The organism is Pseudomonas khorasanensis (assembly GCF_014268505.2).
Classification (GTDB): Bacteria; Pseudomonadota; Gammaproteobacteria; order Pseudomonadales; family Pseudomonadaceae; genus Aquipseudomonas; species Aquipseudomonas khorasanensis.
Window position 1 is genome coordinate 314,024 of the sequence record NZ_JABWQP020000004.1, and the last position, 18,281, is coordinate 332,304.

The 18,281-nt window shown below is 60.8% G+C and carries 14 protein-coding genes and 1 pseudogene; 4 read left to right on the forward strand and 11 right to left on the reverse strand.

The annotated features are described in order from the left end of the window. Positions 1–46 precede the first annotated feature (46 nt). The 11 genes and pseudogenes from purD to gcbA all read right to left on the reverse strand — a co-directional run bounded on the left by purD (position 47) and on the right by gcbA (position 13,394). The gene (purD, locus tag HU727_RS12875) at positions 47–1,342 is read right to left on the reverse strand and encodes a phosphoribosylamine--glycine ligase (protein ID WP_186531592.1); all 1,296 of its coding nucleotides are present in this window, start codon (positions 1,340–1,342) and stop codon (positions 47–49) included. 167 nt (positions 1,343–1,509) lie between these two features. Further along, complete coding sequence (gene purH / locus HU727_RS12880) at positions 1,510–3,117, reverse strand: bifunctional phosphoribosylaminoimidazolecarboxamide formyltransferase/IMP cyclohydrolase (protein ID WP_186531590.1); 1,608 nt, start codon at positions 3,115–3,117, stop codon at positions 1,510–1,512. A gap of 83 nt (positions 3,118–3,200) precedes the next feature. Further along, positions 3,201–3,521 carry a DNA-binding transcriptional regulator Fis gene (fis, locus tag HU727_RS12885; RefSeq protein WP_002555375.1) on the reverse strand — a complete coding sequence of 107 codons (321 nt, stop codon included), beginning with the start codon at positions 3,519–3,521 and terminating at the stop codon, positions 3,201–3,203. Beyond that, the gene (gene dusB / locus HU727_RS12890) at positions 3,518–4,528 is read right to left on the reverse strand and encodes a tRNA dihydrouridine synthase DusB (RefSeq protein WP_186531588.1); all 1,011 of its coding nucleotides are present in this window, start codon (positions 4,526–4,528) and stop codon (positions 3,518–3,520) included. Before dusB ends, fis begins: the two co-directional genes overlap by 4 nt. Before the next feature lie 185 nt (positions 4,529–4,713). Continuing rightward, the gene (locus tag HU727_RS12895) at positions 4,714–5,979 is read right to left on the reverse strand and encodes a DUF3426 domain-containing protein (RefSeq protein ID WP_186531586.1); all 1,266 of its coding nucleotides are present in this window, start codon (positions 5,977–5,979) and stop codon (positions 4,714–4,716) included. Positions 5,980–6,009: 30 nt separating this feature from the next. Then, complete coding sequence (prmA, locus tag HU727_RS12900; protein WP_186531585.1) at positions 6,010–6,888, reverse strand: 50S ribosomal protein L11 methyltransferase; 879 nt, start codon at positions 6,886–6,888, stop codon at positions 6,010–6,012. 278 nt (positions 6,889–7,166) lie between these two features. Then, a complete protein-coding gene (gene accC, locus HU727_RS12905; protein WP_186531584.1) occupies positions 7,167–8,525 on the reverse strand; it encodes an acetyl-CoA carboxylase biotin carboxylase subunit in 1,359 nt (452 codons plus the stop codon). A 17-nt stretch (positions 8,526–8,542) separates the two neighbouring features. Next, on the reverse strand, positions 8,543–9,001 hold the full coding sequence (accB, locus tag HU727_RS12910; RefSeq protein ID WP_129388525.1) for an acetyl-CoA carboxylase biotin carboxyl carrier protein: 459 nt from the start codon (positions 8,999–9,001) through the stop codon (positions 8,543–8,545). A 24-nt stretch (positions 9,002–9,025) separates the two neighbouring features. Continuing rightward, positions 9,026–9,481, reverse strand: a complete 456-nt coding sequence (gene aroQ, locus HU727_RS12915) for a type II 3-dehydroquinate dehydratase (RefSeq protein ID WP_186531583.1) — start codon at positions 9,479–9,481, stop codon at positions 9,026–9,028. Between the two features lie 244 nt (positions 9,482–9,725). Then, positions 9,726–10,232, reverse strand: a pseudogene (locus tag HU727_RS26125) (methyl-accepting chemotaxis protein); the annotation flags it as partial. 1,491 nt (positions 10,233–11,723) lie between these two features. Then, positions 11,724–13,394 (reverse strand): diguanylate cyclase GcbA, encoded by a 1,671-nt coding sequence (gene gcbA, locus HU727_RS12925; RefSeq protein ID WP_186531581.1) that lies wholly within the window; start codon positions 13,392–13,394, stop codon positions 11,724–11,726. 415 nt (positions 13,395–13,809) lie between these two features. On the opposite strand from gcbA, the gene HU727_RS12930 reads away from it, so the two are divergent. From HU727_RS12930 to speA, 4 genes are all read left to right on the forward strand, one after another. Continuing rightward, complete coding sequence (locus HU727_RS12930; protein WP_186531580.1) at positions 13,810–14,877, forward strand: DUF2333 family protein; 1,068 nt, start codon at positions 13,810–13,812, stop codon at positions 14,875–14,877. 3 nt (positions 14,878–14,880) lie between these two features. Next, positions 14,881–15,438, forward strand: a complete 558-nt coding sequence (locus HU727_RS12935; protein ID WP_186531579.1) for an NUDIX hydrolase — start codon at positions 14,881–14,883, stop codon at positions 15,436–15,438. Positions 15,439–15,625: 187 nt separating this feature from the next. Next, entirely contained in the window at positions 15,626–15,997 is a 372-nt protein-coding gene (locus HU727_RS12940) for a translation initiation factor Sui1 (RefSeq protein WP_186531578.1), read from the forward strand. A gap of 220 nt (positions 15,998–16,217) precedes the next feature. After that, positions 16,218–18,131: an arginine decarboxylase gene (gene speA / locus HU727_RS12945; RefSeq protein ID WP_186531576.1), complete on the forward strand. Its 1,914-nt coding sequence runs from the start codon at positions 16,218–16,220 to the stop codon at positions 18,129–18,131. Positions 18,132–18,281 lie beyond the last annotated feature (150 nt).

Genomic DNA, 18,281 nt, shown 5'->3' on the forward strand with positions numbered 1-18,281 from the left:
CAGCCCGGCAAGGAACGGCATCCCTCGCCGGGCGTGATGGGGCACCTTATTCCTGAGTTTCTCCGCGCTCACGGGCTATGGCGCGGTAGCCAATGTCCTTGCGGTAGAAGCAGCCTTCCCAGTCGATGGCAGCAGCGAGTTTGTAGGCTTGCTGCTGAGCTTCACCGACCGTAGCACCCATCGCAGTGGCGCACAGCACGCGACCACCGGCGGTGACAACCTGATCGTCTTTCAACGCGGTGCCGGCGTGGAAGACTTTACCTTCCAGCCCTGCCGCTGCATCCAGACCGTTGATCGACGCGCCTTTGGCGTAGTCGCCCGGGTAGCCGCCAGCTGCCAGCACGATGCCGACGCTCGGGCGCGGATCCCACTGCGCTTCGATCTTGTCCAGCGCTTGCGCCAGCGCAGCTTCGACCAGCAACACCAGGCTCGACTGCAGGCGCAGCATGACCGGTTGGGTTTCCGGATCGCCGAAGCGGCAGTTGAATTCGATAACCTTCGGATTGCCGGCCTTGTCGATCATCAGACCGGCATAGAGGAAGCCAGTGTAGACGTTGCCTTCATCGGCCATGCCGCGCACGGTCGGCCAGATCACCTGATCCATCACGCGCTGATGCACGTCGGCGGTGACCACCGGGGCAGGGGAGTAGGCGCCCATGCCGCCAGTGTTCGGGCCGCTGTCGCCGTCGCCGACGCGTTTGTGGTCCTGGCTGGTGGCCATCGGCAGAACGTTCTTGCCGTCGACCATAACAATGAACGAGGCTTCTTCGCCGTCCAGGAATTCCTCGATGACCACACGCGAACCGGCGTCGCCAAAGGAATTACCGGCGAGCATGTCACGCACGGCGTCCTCGGCTTCGGCCAGGGTCATGGCGACGATTACGCCTTTACCGGCGGCCAGGCCATCGGCCTTGATCACAATCGGCGCGCCTTTTTCACGCAGATAAGCCAGGGCCGGCTCGATCTCGGTGAAGTTCTGATAGTCGGCAGTCGGGATCTTGTGGCGCGCCAAAAAGTCTTTGGTGAAGGCTTTCGACCCTTCCAGCTGTGCAGCGCCGGCGGTCGGGCCGAAGCAGTCCAGGCCACGGGAGCGAAACAAATCAACGACGCCAGCGACCAGTGGCACTTCAGGGCCTACGATGGTCAGGGACACGTTTTTTTCGGCGAAGTCAGCCAACTGCTCAAGGGCCAGCACGTCGATGGCGACGTTTTCGCATTTGGCTTCGATTGCCGTACCGGCGTTGCCCGGCGCGACGAAAACTTTCTGCACGCGTGGGTCCTGAGCCACTTTCCAGGCCAGGGCGTGTTCACGGCCACCGCTGCCAATGATCAAAATATTCATTTCAAAAACCTCAAAATTCTGTGGGGCGCTGCAAAACCTCTGTGGTCAAACCGTGTAGGAGCTGCCGAAGGCTGCGATCTTTTGATCTTTGAAAGCAAAGTCAAAAGATCGCAGCCTCGTTTCACTCGACAGCTCCTACAAAGCGCCTGCACCGAGGGAGCTTTGTATCAATGCCTGAAGTGGCGCATACCGGTGAATACCATGGCAATGCCAGCTTCGTCGGCCGCAGCAATCACTTCAGCATCACGCATCGAGCCGCCCGGCTGGATCACCGCAGTGATGCCGACCTTGGCCGCGTTGTCGAGGCCGTCGCGGAACGGGAAGAACGCGTCAGAAGCCATGACCGAACCGGCCACTTGCAGGCCGGCGTGTTCAGCCTTGATCCCGGCGATGCGCGCCGAGTTCACGCGGCTCATCTGGCCGGCGCCGACACCGATGGTCTGACGGTTCTTGGCGTAAACGATGGCGTTGGATTTAACGTACTTGGCGACTTTCCAGGCGAAGATCAGGTCGTGGATTTCCTGTTCGGTCGGAGCGCGTTTGGTCACGACTTTCAGGTCATCAGCGCTGATCATGCCGATATCACGGCTCTGTACCAGCAGGCCACCGTTGACGCGCTTGTAATCCCATGCCGCAGCGCGGTCAGCCGACCACTCGCCGCAGGCCAGCAGGCGCACGTTGGCCTTGGCGGCAACGATGGCGCGGGCTTCTTCGCTCACGCTTGGGGCGATGATCACTTCAACGAACTGACGCTCGACGATCGCTTTCGCGGTGTCTGCGTCCAGTTCACGGTTGAAGGCGATGATGCCGCCGAACGCAGATTCTGTATCGGTGGCGTAAGCCAGTTCGTAGGCCTGGCGGATGCCGCCTTCGGCGTCCGGGCTCACAGCCACGCCGCACGGGTTGGCGTGCTTGACGATGACGCAGGCCGGTTTGACGAAGCTCTTCACACATTCCAGCGCGGCGTCGGTGTCGGCAACGTTGTTGTACGACAGCTCTTTGCCTTGCAGCTGGGTCGCGGTGGCGATGCCGACTTCGGCAGGCTTGGCTTCCACGTAGAACGCCGCGCTCTGGTGCGGGTTCTCGCCGTAGCGCATTTCCTGGGCCTTGATGAACTGGCTGTTGAAGGTGCGGGGGAATTCGCTGCGACCTTCGGTGGTCAGGGTTTCAGCCGACTGGTTCACGGTGCCCATGTAGTTGGCGATCATGCCGTCGTAGGCAGCGGTGTGTTCGAAGGCCTTGAGCATCAGGTCGAAACGCTGCGCGTAGGTCAGGCCACCGGCCTTCAGGCTTTCAAGCACGTTGGTGTAATCACTGGCGTTAACCACGATCGCCACGTCTTTATGGTTTTTCGCCGCCGAACGGACCATGGTCGGGCCGCCGATGTCGATGTTCTCGATGGCGGTCGGCAGGTCGCAGCCCGGCTTGTTGATGGTTGCTTCGAACGGGTACAGGTTGACCGCCACCAGATCGATCGGCTTGATGCCGTGCTCGTTCATGATCGCGTCGTCGATCCCGCGACGACCGAGGATGCCGCCGTGGATTTTCGGGTGCAGGGTTTTCACCCGACCGTCCATCATCTCGGCGAAACCGGTGTAATCCGCGACTTCCACTGCGGCAACGCCGTTATCGCGCAGCAGCTTGAACGTTCCGCCGGTGGAGAGGATCTCAACGCCCAGGGCTTCAAGCGCCTGAGCGAATTCGAGGATCCCGGTCTTGTCGGAAACGCTGATCAAGGCGCGGCGGATCGGCAGGCGGGTAGTCTGGTCGGTCATCTCAATTTCCATCAAAAGCAAAGGAAGTCAGCAAAAAAGGCGACCGTTTTTTACGCGGGCGCCTTTCTGGTTTGATTGAATGCTTACAGCAGATCGTACTGCTTGAGTTTCTTGCGCAGCGTGCCGCGGTTCAGTCCCAGCAGCTCACTGGCCTTGGTCTGGTTGCCCTTGACGTAGTTCATCACGCTTTCGAGCAGGGGCGCCTCGACTTCGGACAGCACCAGGTTGTACACATCCGTGACGGACGCGCCCTCAAGGTGGGCGAAATAATTGTGCAGCGCCTTCTCGACACTCCCGCGAAGGGTCTGACCTTCTTCGCTCGGCGTGTTGAGGTGCTGTTTCAAATTCACGTTGTCGCTCACGGGTGTTGTTCCACTCACTAAAGTCTCGGTCATCATCGTCATGCGGCCACCCCTTCTTCGTCCCCTGTCAGGCTCTTGTAACGCTCGGCGAAGAACTCCCGAACGTCGGCGCATTGTGTTTCCGTACCATCCAAACGATTGAAACGGGCGCGAAACTCCCTGGCGCCCGGCAAGGTTGCGAGATACCAGCCCACATGCTTGCGGGCAATGCGCACGCCCATTACATCGCCATAGAAGGCGTGAAGGGCGGCCAGATGCTCCAGCAGGATGCGTTCCACTTCGCTCAATTCCGGCGCAGGCAATTTCTCGCCAGTGCGCAGGAAGTGTTCGATCTCGCGAAAAATCCATGGCCGCCCCTGAGCGGCTCGGCCTATCAACAGGCCATCGGCACCGGTCGCGTCGAGCACGTAACGGGCCTTTTCCGGCGAATCGATATCGCCATTGGCAAACACCGGGATCGACACGGCCTGCTTGATCGCGGCAATCGTGTCGTACTCGGCTTCCCCCTTGTACAGATCGGCGCGTGTGCGGCCATGCACGGCCAGCGCGGTGATCCCGGCCTGCTCGGCGATCTTCGCCACGGTCAGGCCGTTCTTGTTGTCGCGATCCCAGCCCGTGCGGATCTTCAGGGTGACCGGCACATCAACCGCCGCCACGACGGCCTGCAGGATCTCGGTCACCAGTGCTTCGTCTTTCAGCAACGCGGAGCCGGCGGCCTTGTTGCAGACCTTTTTTGCCGGGCAACCCATGTTGATATCAATAATCTGTGCGCCCAGTTCGACGTTCGCCCGGGCCGCATCCGCCAGCATCTGCGCGTCGCCACCGGCAATCTGTACCGAGCGCGGCTCGGGATCGCCTTCGTGGATCATGCGCATGCGCGACTTGCGGGTGTTCCACAGGCTCATGTCGCTGGTGACCATTTCCGAGACTACAAGCCCTGCGCCCAAACGCTTGCACAGCTGACGAAAGGGCTGGTCAGTGACGCCCGCCATCGGGGCGAGAATCAAACCGTTCTGTAATGTGTATGGGCCGATGCGTACCGCCGACATAGGACTTCCCTGAAGTGGGGCCGGATCATGAGACTTCGAAAAAGGGTGGGCATGATACCCGCTCTCGATGACTGGTTAAAGGCTGAATTGAACAAAATCTGAACAGTTATTCTGTTATCGCCAACGGTTTGGTTGGCCGCGTTCCGGTCAGAAAAATGCCGCCAATCAAGAAGCGCTGAAGCGGTTTATTCCGGTGAATGAAAGTTGAGGCTGTAATTCACCGCTTTCGGGCCTGGATCGAGAATGTCCAGCGCGATGTGAATAGGCGTCTGCGGCGGCATTTCCGCCAGGCCTTCGAGATCACCGCTCAGGTACTCGCCGGGTTTGAAGCGACGGCTGGCGATCAGGTGGCCGTTAAGATCGGCAAAACGCAGCTCCAGCAAGGGGAACGGCTGAGAAAACGTCGCGCGGTTGTAAATAATCGCGTCGACCACCAGCGCCCCGCTGAATTCCGGATGGCTGCGCACCACCAGGTTGCTGCTCTTGATTTTGCCGATATCAACCTTGGAAGGCACGGTGCAGCCGATCTGCGGGCAGACTTGCTGGAACCACGGTCGGTATTGATCCTGCCGCGCCAGTTCCTCGAAGTGGTAGGCGATGTACTGGCCTGCAAGCGCACCGCCGGCCAACAGCACCAGCACCAGCCAGAGCAGGCGTCGGCCCCAGGGCGAGCGGCGTTTTTGCCAGTCCAGTTGCAGTGGATCGTCGGTCAGGTCTTGCAGCGCTTCGGCGCGTACCCCGTGTTCGGCACGTTCGCGCTTTTTGCGCGGCGGGGTGATCAGCGGCAGATCGTCGTCATCACTGTCGTCACTGGCTGAAAGGCGTTCACGGCGGGCGTTGGGGTCGATCGGATCGTGCAAACGCAGTTGCGGGATGGGGGGTTCGTCGTCCAGGTCCACCGGTTCCAGCGACAACGAGGGCTCGGTGCGCACGGGCTCGAGGGGTTCGATGTCTTCGATGTTTTTGATGTCTGGCTCGACATTCGGCTCCGGCGAGCGCTCGTCGGCAGGTTCGCTGAACAGACTGTCGGGCCATGTGCCTTCGTCCGGTTCCGGGCTGTCTCGCCGGGCGCTCAGGGAATCTTCACGCGGGCGGCCGAACTCGGCGACTGGTTGAATTTCACGCTGTTCGAGGCGGGCGAGCTCTTCATCCAGATCAAGGCTGTCGAGGTCCAGCTCGGATGCGCTCCACTGCTTTTGGCTGATGGCGCGCGGCGGTGCTTCCTGACTGGCCGGCGGTTCGCTGAGGGGCGCTGGCGCTTCAGGCAGCGGTGGCGCGACGGGCGTCACCGTGTCCTTGCCGGCATGTTGCTCGAGCAGCTGCTTGGCGGCATTGAACACTTGCAGGCAGGAGCCGCAGCGAACCACTCCGCGCGCCACGCTCAATTGAGCATGGTTGACGCGGAAACTGGTCTGGCAATGCGGGCACTGGGTGACGAAACTGTCGGTCATGCGGCGATCCGGTTCAGGCAAGCGGTCATTTTAGCGCCGACGCCCGGTGATGCGCACCCAGCCGTCGCGATTGGCGATCGGGTCGAGATCGAAGTCCTGCGCATAAGCCGCCGCGACCTCATCGCCCTGTTCGGCGAGGATGCCGGACAGTGCCAGGCGCCCGCCGGGTTTGACCAGGCTGGACAGCTGTGACGCCAGAGACACCAGCGGGCCGGCCAGAATGTTGGCGACCAGCACGTCAGCCTGAACCTGCGGCAGATCCTCGGGCAGGTACAGCGGGAACAGCTCGTCGGCGATGTTGTTGCGCCCGGCGTTGTCGCGCGACGCTTCCAGCGCTTGCACGTCGATGTCGGTGCCGACCGCTTCTTTCGCACCGAGCAACAGGGCCGCGATCGCCAGAATCCCCGAGCCGCAGCCAAAGTCGAGCACATTGCAGCCTTTAAGGTCCTGACCGTCGAGCCATTCCAGGCACAGCGCGGTAGTCGGGTGCGTGCCGGTGCCGAACGCCAGGCCCGGATCCAGCAGCAGATTGACTGCATCAGGCTCGGGCGCTGCGTGCCAGCTTGGCACGATCCAGAGGCGCTGGCCGAAACGCATCGGCTCGAAACCGTCCATCCAGCTACGTTCCCAGTCCTGATCTTCGATGACTTCGCTGTGATGCTCGGGCAACGGGCTGCCAGTCAGCAATTCCAGATGGGCCAGCACCGGTGCAGGTTCGGTGCCGCCCTCGAACAGGGCCAGCAAGTGGGTGTGCGACCACAGCGGCGTGGTGTTGAGTTCCGGTTCGAAGATCGGCTGATCTTCTGCGTCCATGAACGTCACCGACACGGCGCCCACTGCAAGGAAAGCATCCTCGTAGGTTTCGGCTTGTTCCGGGGTGATGGCGAGACGGACTTGCAGCCAAGGCATGGCGAGCACCTTTGAAAAATATGATTGCAGCCTAGCGGCCAGCGAGAAGCGCGCAAGTTTACGCGACCGCGCAGGGTTTGTGGGAGCTGCATTTGTAGCGCAGATGTTGAGCGAAGCGTGGAACCTGTGGGAGCGAGCCTGCTCGCGAATGCGGTGGGTCAGCAATGAAGGTGGCGACTGGCACGGCCTCTTCGCGAGCAGGCTCGCTCCCACAGAGGGGGGACCTGCAGATGCAACAAAGCCGCCCGAAGGCGGCTTTGTCAGGTGCGGGCTGAAGCTTAGTGCTTTTCGCCAGCCAGCTTGTGCTCGAGGTAGTGAATGTTCACGCCCCCTTTGCAGAAGCCTTCGTCACGAACCAGATCACGGTGCAGCGGGATATTGGTCTTGATCCCGTCAACCACGATTTCGTCCAGGGCGTTGCGCATGCGTGCCATGGCTTCGTCGCGGGTGGCGCCGTAGGTGATCAGCTTGCCGATCAGCGAGTCGTAGTTCGGCGGAACCGCATAACCGCTGTACAGGTGCGAATCGACGCGAACGCCGTTGCCGCCCGGGGCGTGGAAATGCTTGACCGTGCCAGGGCTCGGCATGAAGGTTTTCGGGTCTTCAGCGTTGATCCGGCATTCCAGCGAGTGACCGCGGATAACCACGTCATCCTGAGTGAACGACAGCTTGTTGCCAGCGGCGATGCTGAGCATCTCCTTGACGATGTCGATACCGGTGACCATTTCCGAAACCGGGTGCTCCACCTGAACACGGGTGTTCATTTCGATGAAGTAGAAACGGCCGTTCTCGTAAAGGAACTCGAACGTGCCGGCGCCACGGTAACCGATGTCGATGCACGCCTTGACGCAGCGAGCCAGCACTTCCTGGCGCGCCTGCTCGTCGATGCCCGGTGCCGGCGCTTCTTCGAGAACCTTCTGGTGGCGGCGCTGCAGCGAGCAGTCGCGGTCGCCCAGATGGATGGCGTGGCCCTGGCCGTCGGACAGCACTTGCACTTCGACGTGGCGTGGATTGGTCAGGAATTTTTCCAGATAGACCATCGGGTTGCCGAACGCCGCGCCTGCTTCGGAGCGGGTCAGTTTCGCCGAGGCGATCAGGTCTTCTTCCTTGTGCACCACGCGCATGCCGCGACCACCACCGCCACCGGCGGCCTTGATGATCACCGGATAGCCGACTTCACGACCGATGCGCAGCGCCGTTTCTTCGTCTTCCGGCAGCGGGCCGTCAGAGCCTGGAACGGTTGGCACGCCGGCTTCGATCATCGCGTGCTTGGCCGACACCTTGTCACCCATCAGGCGGATGGTGTCGGCTTTCGGACCGATGAAGGCAAAGCCGGAGTTCTCGACCTGCTCGGCAAAATCGGCGTTTTCCGCGAGGAAACCGTAGCCTGGGTGAATGGCGGTAGCGCCGGTCACTTCAGCTGCCGCGATAATGGCCGGGATGTGCAGGTAAGAGTGCGTGGCGGAGGCCGGACCGATGCAGACGGATTCGTCTGCCAGACCCAGGTGCATCAGCTCTTTGTCGGCCTTGGAGTAAACGGCGACGGTCTTGATGCCCATCTCTTTGCAGGCACGCAGAATCCGCAGGGCGATCTCACCGCGGTTAGCGATCAGAACTTTTTCCAACTTCGCAGTCATCAAAGGCTCTCCGCGGTTCAAACGATGGTGAACAGCGGTTGGTCGTACTCAACCGGCTGGCCGTCTTCGACGAGGATGGACTCGATCACACCGCTGGTTTCAGCTTCGATGTGGTTCATCATCTTCATGGCTTCGACGATGCACAGAGTGTCGCCTTTCTTCACGGTCTGGCCGACTTCAACGAAGGACGGCGAAGTTGGCGAAGATTTGCGGTAGAAGGTGCCAACCATTGGCGAACGGGCAACGGTGCCGTTCAGCGCTGGCGCAGCAGCGGCAACCGGGGCAGCGGCAGCGACTGGAGCCGCAGCCGGGGCAGCGGCCGGAGCCTGCATCGGTGCTGGCGCGTAGTACTGCTGAGCCGGGGTCTTGCTGTGACGACTGATGCGTACGGACTCTTCGCCTTCCTTGATCTCCAGCTCGTCGATGCCGGACTCTTCCAGCAATTCGATCAGTTTCTTGACTTTACGGATATCCATGAATCATCAACTCCCAAGGGTCGGTCAGGGGCGTATAGCTTGTTGTTCAAGCTGCTCTAGTGCGGCCTCCAGGGCCAGTCGGTAACCGCTGGCGCCAAGGCCGCAGATCACTCCTACCGCTACGTCAGAGAAGTAAGAGTGATGGCGGAAAGGTTCGCGTTTGTGCACGTTGGACAGATGCACTTCGATGAATGGGATGCTCACTCCCAGCAGCGCGTCACGTAATGCAACACTTGTATGTGTAAAAGCGGCCGGATTGATCAGGATGAAGTCCACGCCTTCATCGCGTGCAGCGTGGATGCGATCGATCAATTCGTACTCGGCGTTGCTTTGCAGATGCAGCAGATGATGGCCCGCGTCACGGGCGCGGCGTTCCAGGTCCTGATTGATCTGCGCCAGCGTCGTCGACCCGTAGGTTCCCGGTTCGCGGGTGCCGAGCAGGTTCAGGTTGGGGCCGTGAAGCACCAGTAGGGTCGCCATCTGCGTTGTCCTTGTTATCAATGAGCAGTCGTCAGAACCCGGCGACTATGCCGCAAAGCCTTTATGACTGTCCAGTTCCATGCAATAGCCGGCACGATGGGCGATGTTTGCGCGAAATATGTGACCGGGTGACCTAATCCGGTCACATGCGATGACAGCGCGGCCGCCTTCGCGAGCAGGCTCGCTCCCACAAGGTGACTGCAATTTCGATGGTGGGAGCTCGCCTGCTCGCGAAGGCGGGTTGTCAGACGCGGAAGGCCTGAACTGCTGTGTGCAACTGTCCGCCGAGTATCATCAGGTTTTCGCCCTGTTCGCGCCCCTGACCGATGCGCAGCAAGTTATCCCCGCCCAATTGGTGAATCCGCTCGCTGTGGTCGCGAATCTCGCTGACGGCGCCGCTCTGCTGAGCGGTGACATCGGCGATGCGAATGGCCGTGTCTGAAATGGTCTGGATCGCGCCGACAATCTTGTCCAGCGCACCGTCCGCCGCTTGGGCCTGACTGGCCGTGGCTTCGGCGTGTTCGACTTGCGCGCGCATGCCTTCGACCGATTGCCGGGCGGCGGTCTGCAGGCCGGCGATCAAGGTTTGAATTTCGGCGGTGGCCCCGGCGGTGCGTTGTGCCAGGGAGCGCACTTCCTCGGCCACCACCGCAAAACCACGGCCCATTTCCCCGGCGCGGGCCGCTTCGATCGCGGCGTTCAAGGCCAGCAGGTTGGTCTGGTCGGCGATCGAGCGAATCACCGTCAGCACACCGCCGATAGTCGCTGACTCTTCAGCCAGGTGTTCGATCATCTGCGCGTTGCTCTGGACTTCGCCGACCAGGGCATGCAGTCCGGTAAGGCTCTGGCCAATGACAGTCTGGCCATGCTCCACGGCCAGCCCGGCGTGGCGGCTGGCGTCGGCCGCCTGACGAGCATCGCCCGCGACTTGCTGAATGGTCGCCTCGAGCTCGCCGAGCGAGTCGCGGATCAAAGCGGTATCGCCGGCCTGATGCTCGGCGCCGCTGTGCAGCTCGTTGCTCAGTTCAGCCAGGGTGCGGCTGCTGCCCGCCACTTGCTCGGCGTTGCCGCGGATCGTGCCGACCAGATCCACCAGGTAGGCACGCAGGCGATTGAGCGAAGACTGAATGTCATGCAGTTCACGGTTGGTCTTGCCCAGCTGAATGTCGCGGCTGAAGTCACCCTCGGCCCAGGTGGACAGCGCAGGCGCAAGGTGGGTCAGGGTTCGGGCCAGGCGTCGCTGCAAGGTATCGATCAGCAGAGCGATCAGCAGGATCAGGCCGATCATCACGCCTTGCATCAGGCGTACTTCGCTTTGGATCTGCCCGTGCTGGGCTCGCACCACCGGTTCCAGGCCGGCGATGGCTTGTTGCACGGTGGCAATTTTTTCGTAAGCGGCAGCGCTTAGGCTGGCGCGCTTCTGGATCTGATCGCGGGTGCGCGCCAGTTCCGCCGGATAGCGGCCCAGCAAGCTGTTCAGTTCGCGCTTGAGACCGACGCCGGCGTCCTCGGCGGCGGCTTTTTCAGTGTTCTCGATGCCCATCATCGCGGCGAAATCGTCGCTGTTCGACTCGCTGCTCGCGACCACGCCGAGCAAGGGCAGGGCATCGATTGCCTGCGCCTGAGTGCGCATGTTGCTCACCTCGCGCTCGACGTCGGCGGCCAGTTCACTGCGTCCGCTGCTGACCAGTTTTTCCCGGGCCAGCGACAGTTTGCCCAAATGCTGCGACGCGACAAGCAGCGGCGTCAGATACGCTGCATTACAATTGGCGTAAATGCTGAGCTGATCGAGGCTGGCGCCCAATTCGCGTTCGGCTTGCAACAACAACGCTTGCGGATCGCCCGCCAATTTACCTGCGGCGAGCAGATCGGTTTTGCTGAATTGCTCCAGACCCGACAGGCTCGGGCGCAGCGTGTCGGCCAAAGCCTGGGGCAACTCGTCCAGTTGCTTCTGTACGCTTTCGATGGCCTGAGTGGCGCTGCTCAAGCGCAACGCGTCGCCGCTGGCGAGGTAGTCCTCGATATTGCGCGCGACGTCGTTCTGGAATTGTTGCGACAGCCCCAGGTATCGCTCCATTAACAAATAGGGGCGTTCGAGGGCTTTTTGCGACCACCACAGCGTCGCGCCGAGGGCCACACAGACGGCGACCAGCAGCAAAGTGTTGAGATTGGTGAGCAACTTCAGGCGCATGACGGCTACCAACGGCAGAAATGGTAAGCGCCTGAATTTATTGCGGTTCTGTTACAGGGTTATGACCGAATCAGTGGATTCCGATGAAAAAGTGGCACTTTGCTTTGAGTGTCGCGCGGCCTGCACACGATTTCGCCCGGCCCCTTTGGCTCGGTACAGCGCCTCGTCGGCCTGGCTGGCCATCATCAGGCTGTCGGAATCGTCGCTCATCTCCACCACTCCGGCGCTGAACGTGCACCACAGATCCTGTGGCTGCGCCGGGTAATGAATTTCGGCGAAACGCTGGCGAATCTCGTCGAGCACTTTGTGCGCCGAGTCGATGTCCGTGTCCGGCATGACGATGGCGAACTCTTCGCCGCCGTAACGGCCAATGAAATCGGTCTTGCGCAAACGCTGTTTGAGAAACAGCGCCAGGCTCTTGATCACGCGATCGCCCATCGGATGGCCGTGGCTGTCGTTGACCCGTTTGAAGTGATCGATATCAAGCATCGCAAAGCTCAGCGGCTTGCTCTCGCGGCGGGCGCGGAAGGAGCAATCCTCGAGCAATTGCAGGATGTGTGTGTGGTTGTACAGGCCGGTGAGGCTGTCGCGAACCATTCGCGCTTTGAGATTGCGCGCCCGCGCCGCACGGTTACGCACGGTGGTGATCAGGTGCCGGGGCTTGATCGGCTTGGTCAGAAAGTCATCGCCGCCCTCGCTCATGGCGTCGAGTTGCTTGTCCAGATCGTCCTCGGCCGACAGGTAAATGATCGGCACGCTGACGTAGCGGTCGTTGTGACGGATTACCTTGGCCAGCTCGGTGCCCGTGCAGGCCGGCATGTACATGTCGAGAATGATCAAGTCCGGCTGAAAATCTGCCAGCTCGGCCATTGCCTGGATCGGCTCGATCAAGGTGCGGGTGACGATCCCGGCGCTGTTGAGCAGACGCTCGGTGTGCAAGGCCTGGGCGCGCGAGTCGTCGATGATCAGCACTTTATAAGGCTCGTACTGGGCGACACAGGTCAGCACTTCGATCTTCTCCAGCAGGCTCGACGCTTCGAGGGTGCCGGTGAGGAATTCCTGGCCGCCAGCGCGTACGGCGGCGAGACGGGTCGGCGTGTCGGTTTCGTGCAGGCTGAAGAACAGCAGCGGCAGGGGCTCTTCCAGACCGACCTGGGCCTGGGCGGCGAGTTGGAGGCCGATCCCCGGGCCGCTGAAATCCACGTCCATGACAATGGCGGCGGGCAGGCGCTCGACCATCGATGAACGAAATGCCGCAACGCTGTCCAGTGCCTGAGCGCTCAACCCGAAAAACTCCAGTTGCTTGGCCAGTCGTTCGCCGCGGTCGTGATCCTGCAACATCACATAAATCGGTTTGCGCAGCGGCGGGAGGAAGGTCTGGTCGAGCTGGTCGCCGTGGCGCAGGCCGGTGCGCGACAAACGCTGCATCAAACGGTTGAGCTCGGTGATAAGGCCGCTGCTCAGGCGCCCGCGGTTGGCGTCCACCGCTTGCAGCGACTGGCTGATGTGGTGCGCCAGCTGCGTGTGTTCCGGCTGTTCGAAACGCTCGGCGAAACGCAGCAGGCGCAGATTCGCCTCGCTCAGTTCGGCGAGATCCACGGTGGACCACTCACTGCGTTGCAGGCGCTGCCATATCTCAAGAATCTGACGGGCCTGATGAATTACCCGCTGGGCAAAGTGGTGCTTGAGACGCTCACGGCTGGGGTCTTCTGGCTCGGTCATATCCTGACTACTAGTTAGGGTGCATGCTGAGATCGACTGGTGGCTCTATGCTAGCACCTCTTTTCCCTTAGACGAGTGTCGTACGTCAATAATCTGCTGGGCGACACGATTCAGTTTCTGACCGGGCGGTCTGGTGTGACCCCGCGCGCAACGCTTGAACGCCCGTTGTTGTTGCAGTTATGGGTAAGGAGAGCCTCGGGACCGTCGGCGTTTTCAACGGAGTCAGGTGTATCAGCTAATGTTGTTTTCTTTCAACGGGCGTCGATGCTCGCATCAGGGAAACCCCTAGATCGCCGCGAGCGTCATTGGCTCAAATGATTTGCGGCTTATCGTTGCCGGCGGGTGCCAGGCCTTGGCACGTTGTTGTATGGTTGTGGTCGAACCGTTGAACCCAAGTGATTGAAAGGATATCGCCATGCTGGACTGGAAAAACCGCGCGGGCAGCGCGCCTGAACGCGCCGCCGAGCCCAAGTCGGCCACCCGCAGTTATGTGGGTGGATTGCTGTTCAGCCGCGCGCTGGCCACGCTGGTCGGCCTTTATCTGCTGGTGACCATTGCCCTGGGCTGGTACTGGAGCCAGGAGCCGGAACTGTTTCCCGTGGCGCAAAACGCTCAAGTGGCGGCCGAGAAAGAAGGCAAGCAGATGGTGGTCGGTTACACCACGGTCGAAACCCTCAAGACCGTTGCCGGCACCTTGCTCAACAAGCCCGGCGGTTATATCTCCAACGATCGATTCCCGCCGGGCCTGTGGATGGATAACACGCCGAGCTGGGAATATGGCGTGTTGGTACAGGTGCGTGACCTGACCCGTGCGCTGCGCAAAGATTTCGCCCGTTCGCAATCGCAGTCGGCCGAAGACGCCGATCTCGCCAAGGCCGAACCGCGTTTCAACTTCGACAACAAGAGCTGGGTGCTGCCTTCCAGCGAGTCGGAGTATCAGGAAGGCATCAATTCCCTGAGCCGTTATCAATCGCGCCTGTCTGATCCCAATCAGAAAAACGCTCTGTTCTACGCACGCGCCGACAACCTGAACAACTGGCTGGGCGACGTCGGCACCCGTCTCGGTTCGCTGTCGCAACGACTGTCGGCCAGTGTCGGTCGGGTCAAGCTCAACACCGCGCTGAAGACCGAGGTTCCAGCGGTCGGCGAAGTGCCGCAGGTTGACGAAGAAGTGGTTGAAACCCCATGGATGCAGATCGACAACGTGTTCTACGAAGCACGCGGTCAGGCCTGGGCGCTGTCGCATCTGCTGCGCGCCATTGAAGTCGACTTCGCGGATGTACTGGCGAAGAAAAACGCGACGGTCAGCGTGCGCCAGATCATCCGTGAACTGGAGGCTTCGCAGGAGCCGGTCTGGAGCCCGATGATTCTCAATGGCAGCGGTTTCGGCGTTCTGGCGAACCACTCGCTGGTCATGGCCAACTATATTTCCCGGGCTAACGCTGCCGTGATCGATTTGCGCCAGTTGCTCAATCAGGGCTGAAGCATGGACCAACAAGCCAGAGAGGCCGAGCACCGCGCCGCGTCGGATGCCGAACAGATCGCCTGGGTCGACGAGCAGGACAACCTGCTCGGCGTCCTGGTGCGCTCTGATCTTCGCGACCGCGGGCTGATCGGCCGTGGCACTTACATCATGCTGTTCAACTCTGCCGGTGAGCTTTGCGTCCACCGGCGTACCTTGAGCAAGGCGATTTACCCCGGTTACTGGGATGTCGCCGCAGGCGGCATGGTGCAGGCTGACGAAACCTATGCCGAGTCGGCGGCGCGTGAGCTGGAAGAAGAGCTGGGCGTGAGCGGCGTGAAGCTGACCGCTCACGACCATTTTTACTTCGAAGACACCGGCAACCGTCTCTGGTGCTCAGCGTTTTCCGCCGTGTGGGACGGCCCGCTGAAACTGCAGCCGGAAGAAGTCCTCGAGGCGCGATTCATTCCCGTCGAACAGGTCATGCGCGAAATCACCGAAAAGCCATATTGCCCGGACTCTCTGGCCGCTTTAAAGCGCTATCTCAAGGCGCAGCAAAGCGACGTCGCAAAGAACACATAAATTGGCGCCGATTGGCACTTAGCAATCGGGTTTTTTGTCGTTACACTGCGCGACCTTTTCAAACTGCACCGACCTGCTTCCCCGGAAGCGTCGGTGCAGTAGCGCTGCCCCTGCCTGAGTGGGGTTTCGCGGTCGCTGACCTTGCCCAAGGTTGCGATCAGTCTTTGTCCTCCCGAGAGGATTGCCGGTGGCCAAAAAAGCCGCATCCTTCGCCGCCCTGGGCGGCCTGGTATTTTCCACCGACGCAGGTCGTCATTGCCCGGAATGCAGCAAACCGGTGGACGCCTGTATCTGCAAACAAACCTTGATCCCGGCCGGTGACGGCATTGCCCGCGTGCGTCGTGAAAGCAAAGGGCGTGGCGGCAAGACGGTGACGACCATCACCGGCGTGCCCCTGGCCGAAGACGCGCTCAAGGAGCTGGCGACGACGTTGAAGAAACGTTGTGGCACTGGCGGGGCGCTGAAGGACGGCATCATCGAAATCCAGGGCGATCACGTCGAGCTGCTCCTGGCGGAGCTGATCAGGCACGGTTTCAAAGCAAAGAAGTCCGGCGGCTAGCAGCCTCTGTGAAACCCACCGGCGGCTTGATCCGGCTTCGAGTGATCTCAAATCCGGCATCGTCGCCATGGTTTTCACAGAGCCTGTTCATGACCGGTTTCTAAACTCCACGCAGTCAGTGCGGTCTACCGCCGCACTGACGAACCGTCATTTTCATTCTTTAGACTGCGCCGGCCTGAGTAACAGGCGACGCACTATGACTTCTTTATAGGGGACTTCGATGTCCGTACGACGCACACGTAAAGACGATGGCAGCCAATGGACAGTTGCGGACAGCCGCAGCGTTTACGGGATCCGCCATTGGGGGGCCGGGTATTTCGCGATCAATGAAGCCGGTCGCGTCGAAGTTCGTCCGAACGGCCCGAACAGCTCGCCTATCGATCTGTTCGAGCAAGTGGATCAACTGCGCAAGAGCGGTTTGTCCTTGCCGTTGCTGGTTCGTTTCCCCGACATCCTGCAAGACCGTGTCCGTCAGTTGACCGGCGCCTTCGATTCCAACATCGAACGCCTGGAATACCAGAGCAAATACACCGCGCTGTACCCGATCAAGGTCAACCAGCAAGAAGCGGTGATCGAAAACATCATCGCCACCAAAGATGTTTCCATCGGTCTGGAAGCCGGCTCCAAGCCTGAGCTGCTGGCCGTGCTGGCATTGGCGCCGAAGGGCGGCACCATCGTCTGCAACGGTTACAAGGACCGCGAGTTCATTCGTCTGGCGCTGATGGGCCAGAAGCTCGGCCACAACGTGTTCATCGTCATCGAGAAAGAATCCGAAGTGGCGCTGGTGATCGAAGAAGCCGCTTCGCTGAAGGTCAAGCCGCAGGTCGGTTTGCGCGTGCGTCTGTCGTCGCTGGCCTCCTCGAAGTGGGCGGACACCGGTGGCGAGAAATCCAAATTCGGTTTGTCGGCGGCACAGTTGCTGTCGGTGGTCGAGCGTTTCCGTGGCGCCGGTCTGGATCAGGGTATTCGCTTGCTGCACTTCCACATGGGTTCGCAGATTGCCAACCTTGCTGACTATCAGCACGGCTTCAAAGAAGCGATCCGTTACTACGGCGAGTTGCGTAACCTCGGTCTGCCGGTCGATCACATTGACGTCGGCGGTGGCCTGGGCGTGGACTACGACGGTACGCATTCGCGCAACGCCAGTTCGATCAACTACGACATGGACGATTACGCCGGTGTCGTGGTCGGCATGCTCAAGGAATTCTGCGACGCGCAGAGTCTGCCGCATCCGCACATTTTCTCCGAAAGCGGCCGCTCGTTGACCGCGCACCACGCGATGCTGGTGGTGCAGGTGACCGACGTCGAGAAACACAACGACGAAATCCCGCTGATCGAAAACAAGGAAAGCCTGCCGGAAACCGTGCAATGGCTGGTTGACCTGCTCGGCCCGACCGACATCGAAATGGTCACCGAAACCTACTGGCGCGCCACGCATTACATGAGCGACGTGGCGGCGCAATACGCCGACGGCAAACTGACCCTGGCGGAAAAAGCCCTGGCCGAGCAGTGCTACTTCGCTGTCTGCCGTCGCTTGCACAACTCGCTGAAAGCACGTCAGCGTTCGCACCGCCAGGTGCTCGACGAGCTCAACGACAAGCTGGCCGACAAATACATCTGCAACTTCTCGGTGTTCCAGAGCCTGCCGGATACCTGGGCGATTGATCAGGTGTTGCCGATCATCCCGCTGCACCGTCTCGACGAAGAGCCGCTGCGACGCGCGGTGCTGCAGGACCTGACCTGCGACTCCGATGGCAAGATCAACCAGTACGTCGACGAGCAGAGCATCGAAACCAGTCTGCCGGTCCACGGTTTGAATGAAGGCGAAGATTACTTGCTGGGCGTGTTCCTGGTCGGCGCCTATCAGGAAATCCTTGGCGACATGCACAACCTGTTCGGTGACACCGATTCGGTGAACATCTACCAGAACGCCGACGGCAGCGTGTACCACGCCGGCATCGAAACCCACGACACCATCGAAGACATGCTGCGTTACGTGCACTTGTCGCCGGAAGAACTGATGACCCACTACCGCGACAAGTGCGCCAGTGCCCGCATCAGTGCCAGCGAGCGCACGCAGTTCCTCGATGCCTTGCGTCTGGGCTTGACCCGCTCCTCCTATCTGTCTTCCTGAGACCTGATAGCGCTCCGGCCGGGTTGTCCGAATTCTTCCTGCAAGTTGTGGAAAGTTCGGGCAACCCGGTAGGACATCTCCTCTTTTTTTCAGGAAATCCTTGGCTGTCACGGTCAGCAAACTCCTCCGGTCTGCTTTTCACGTAGGTCA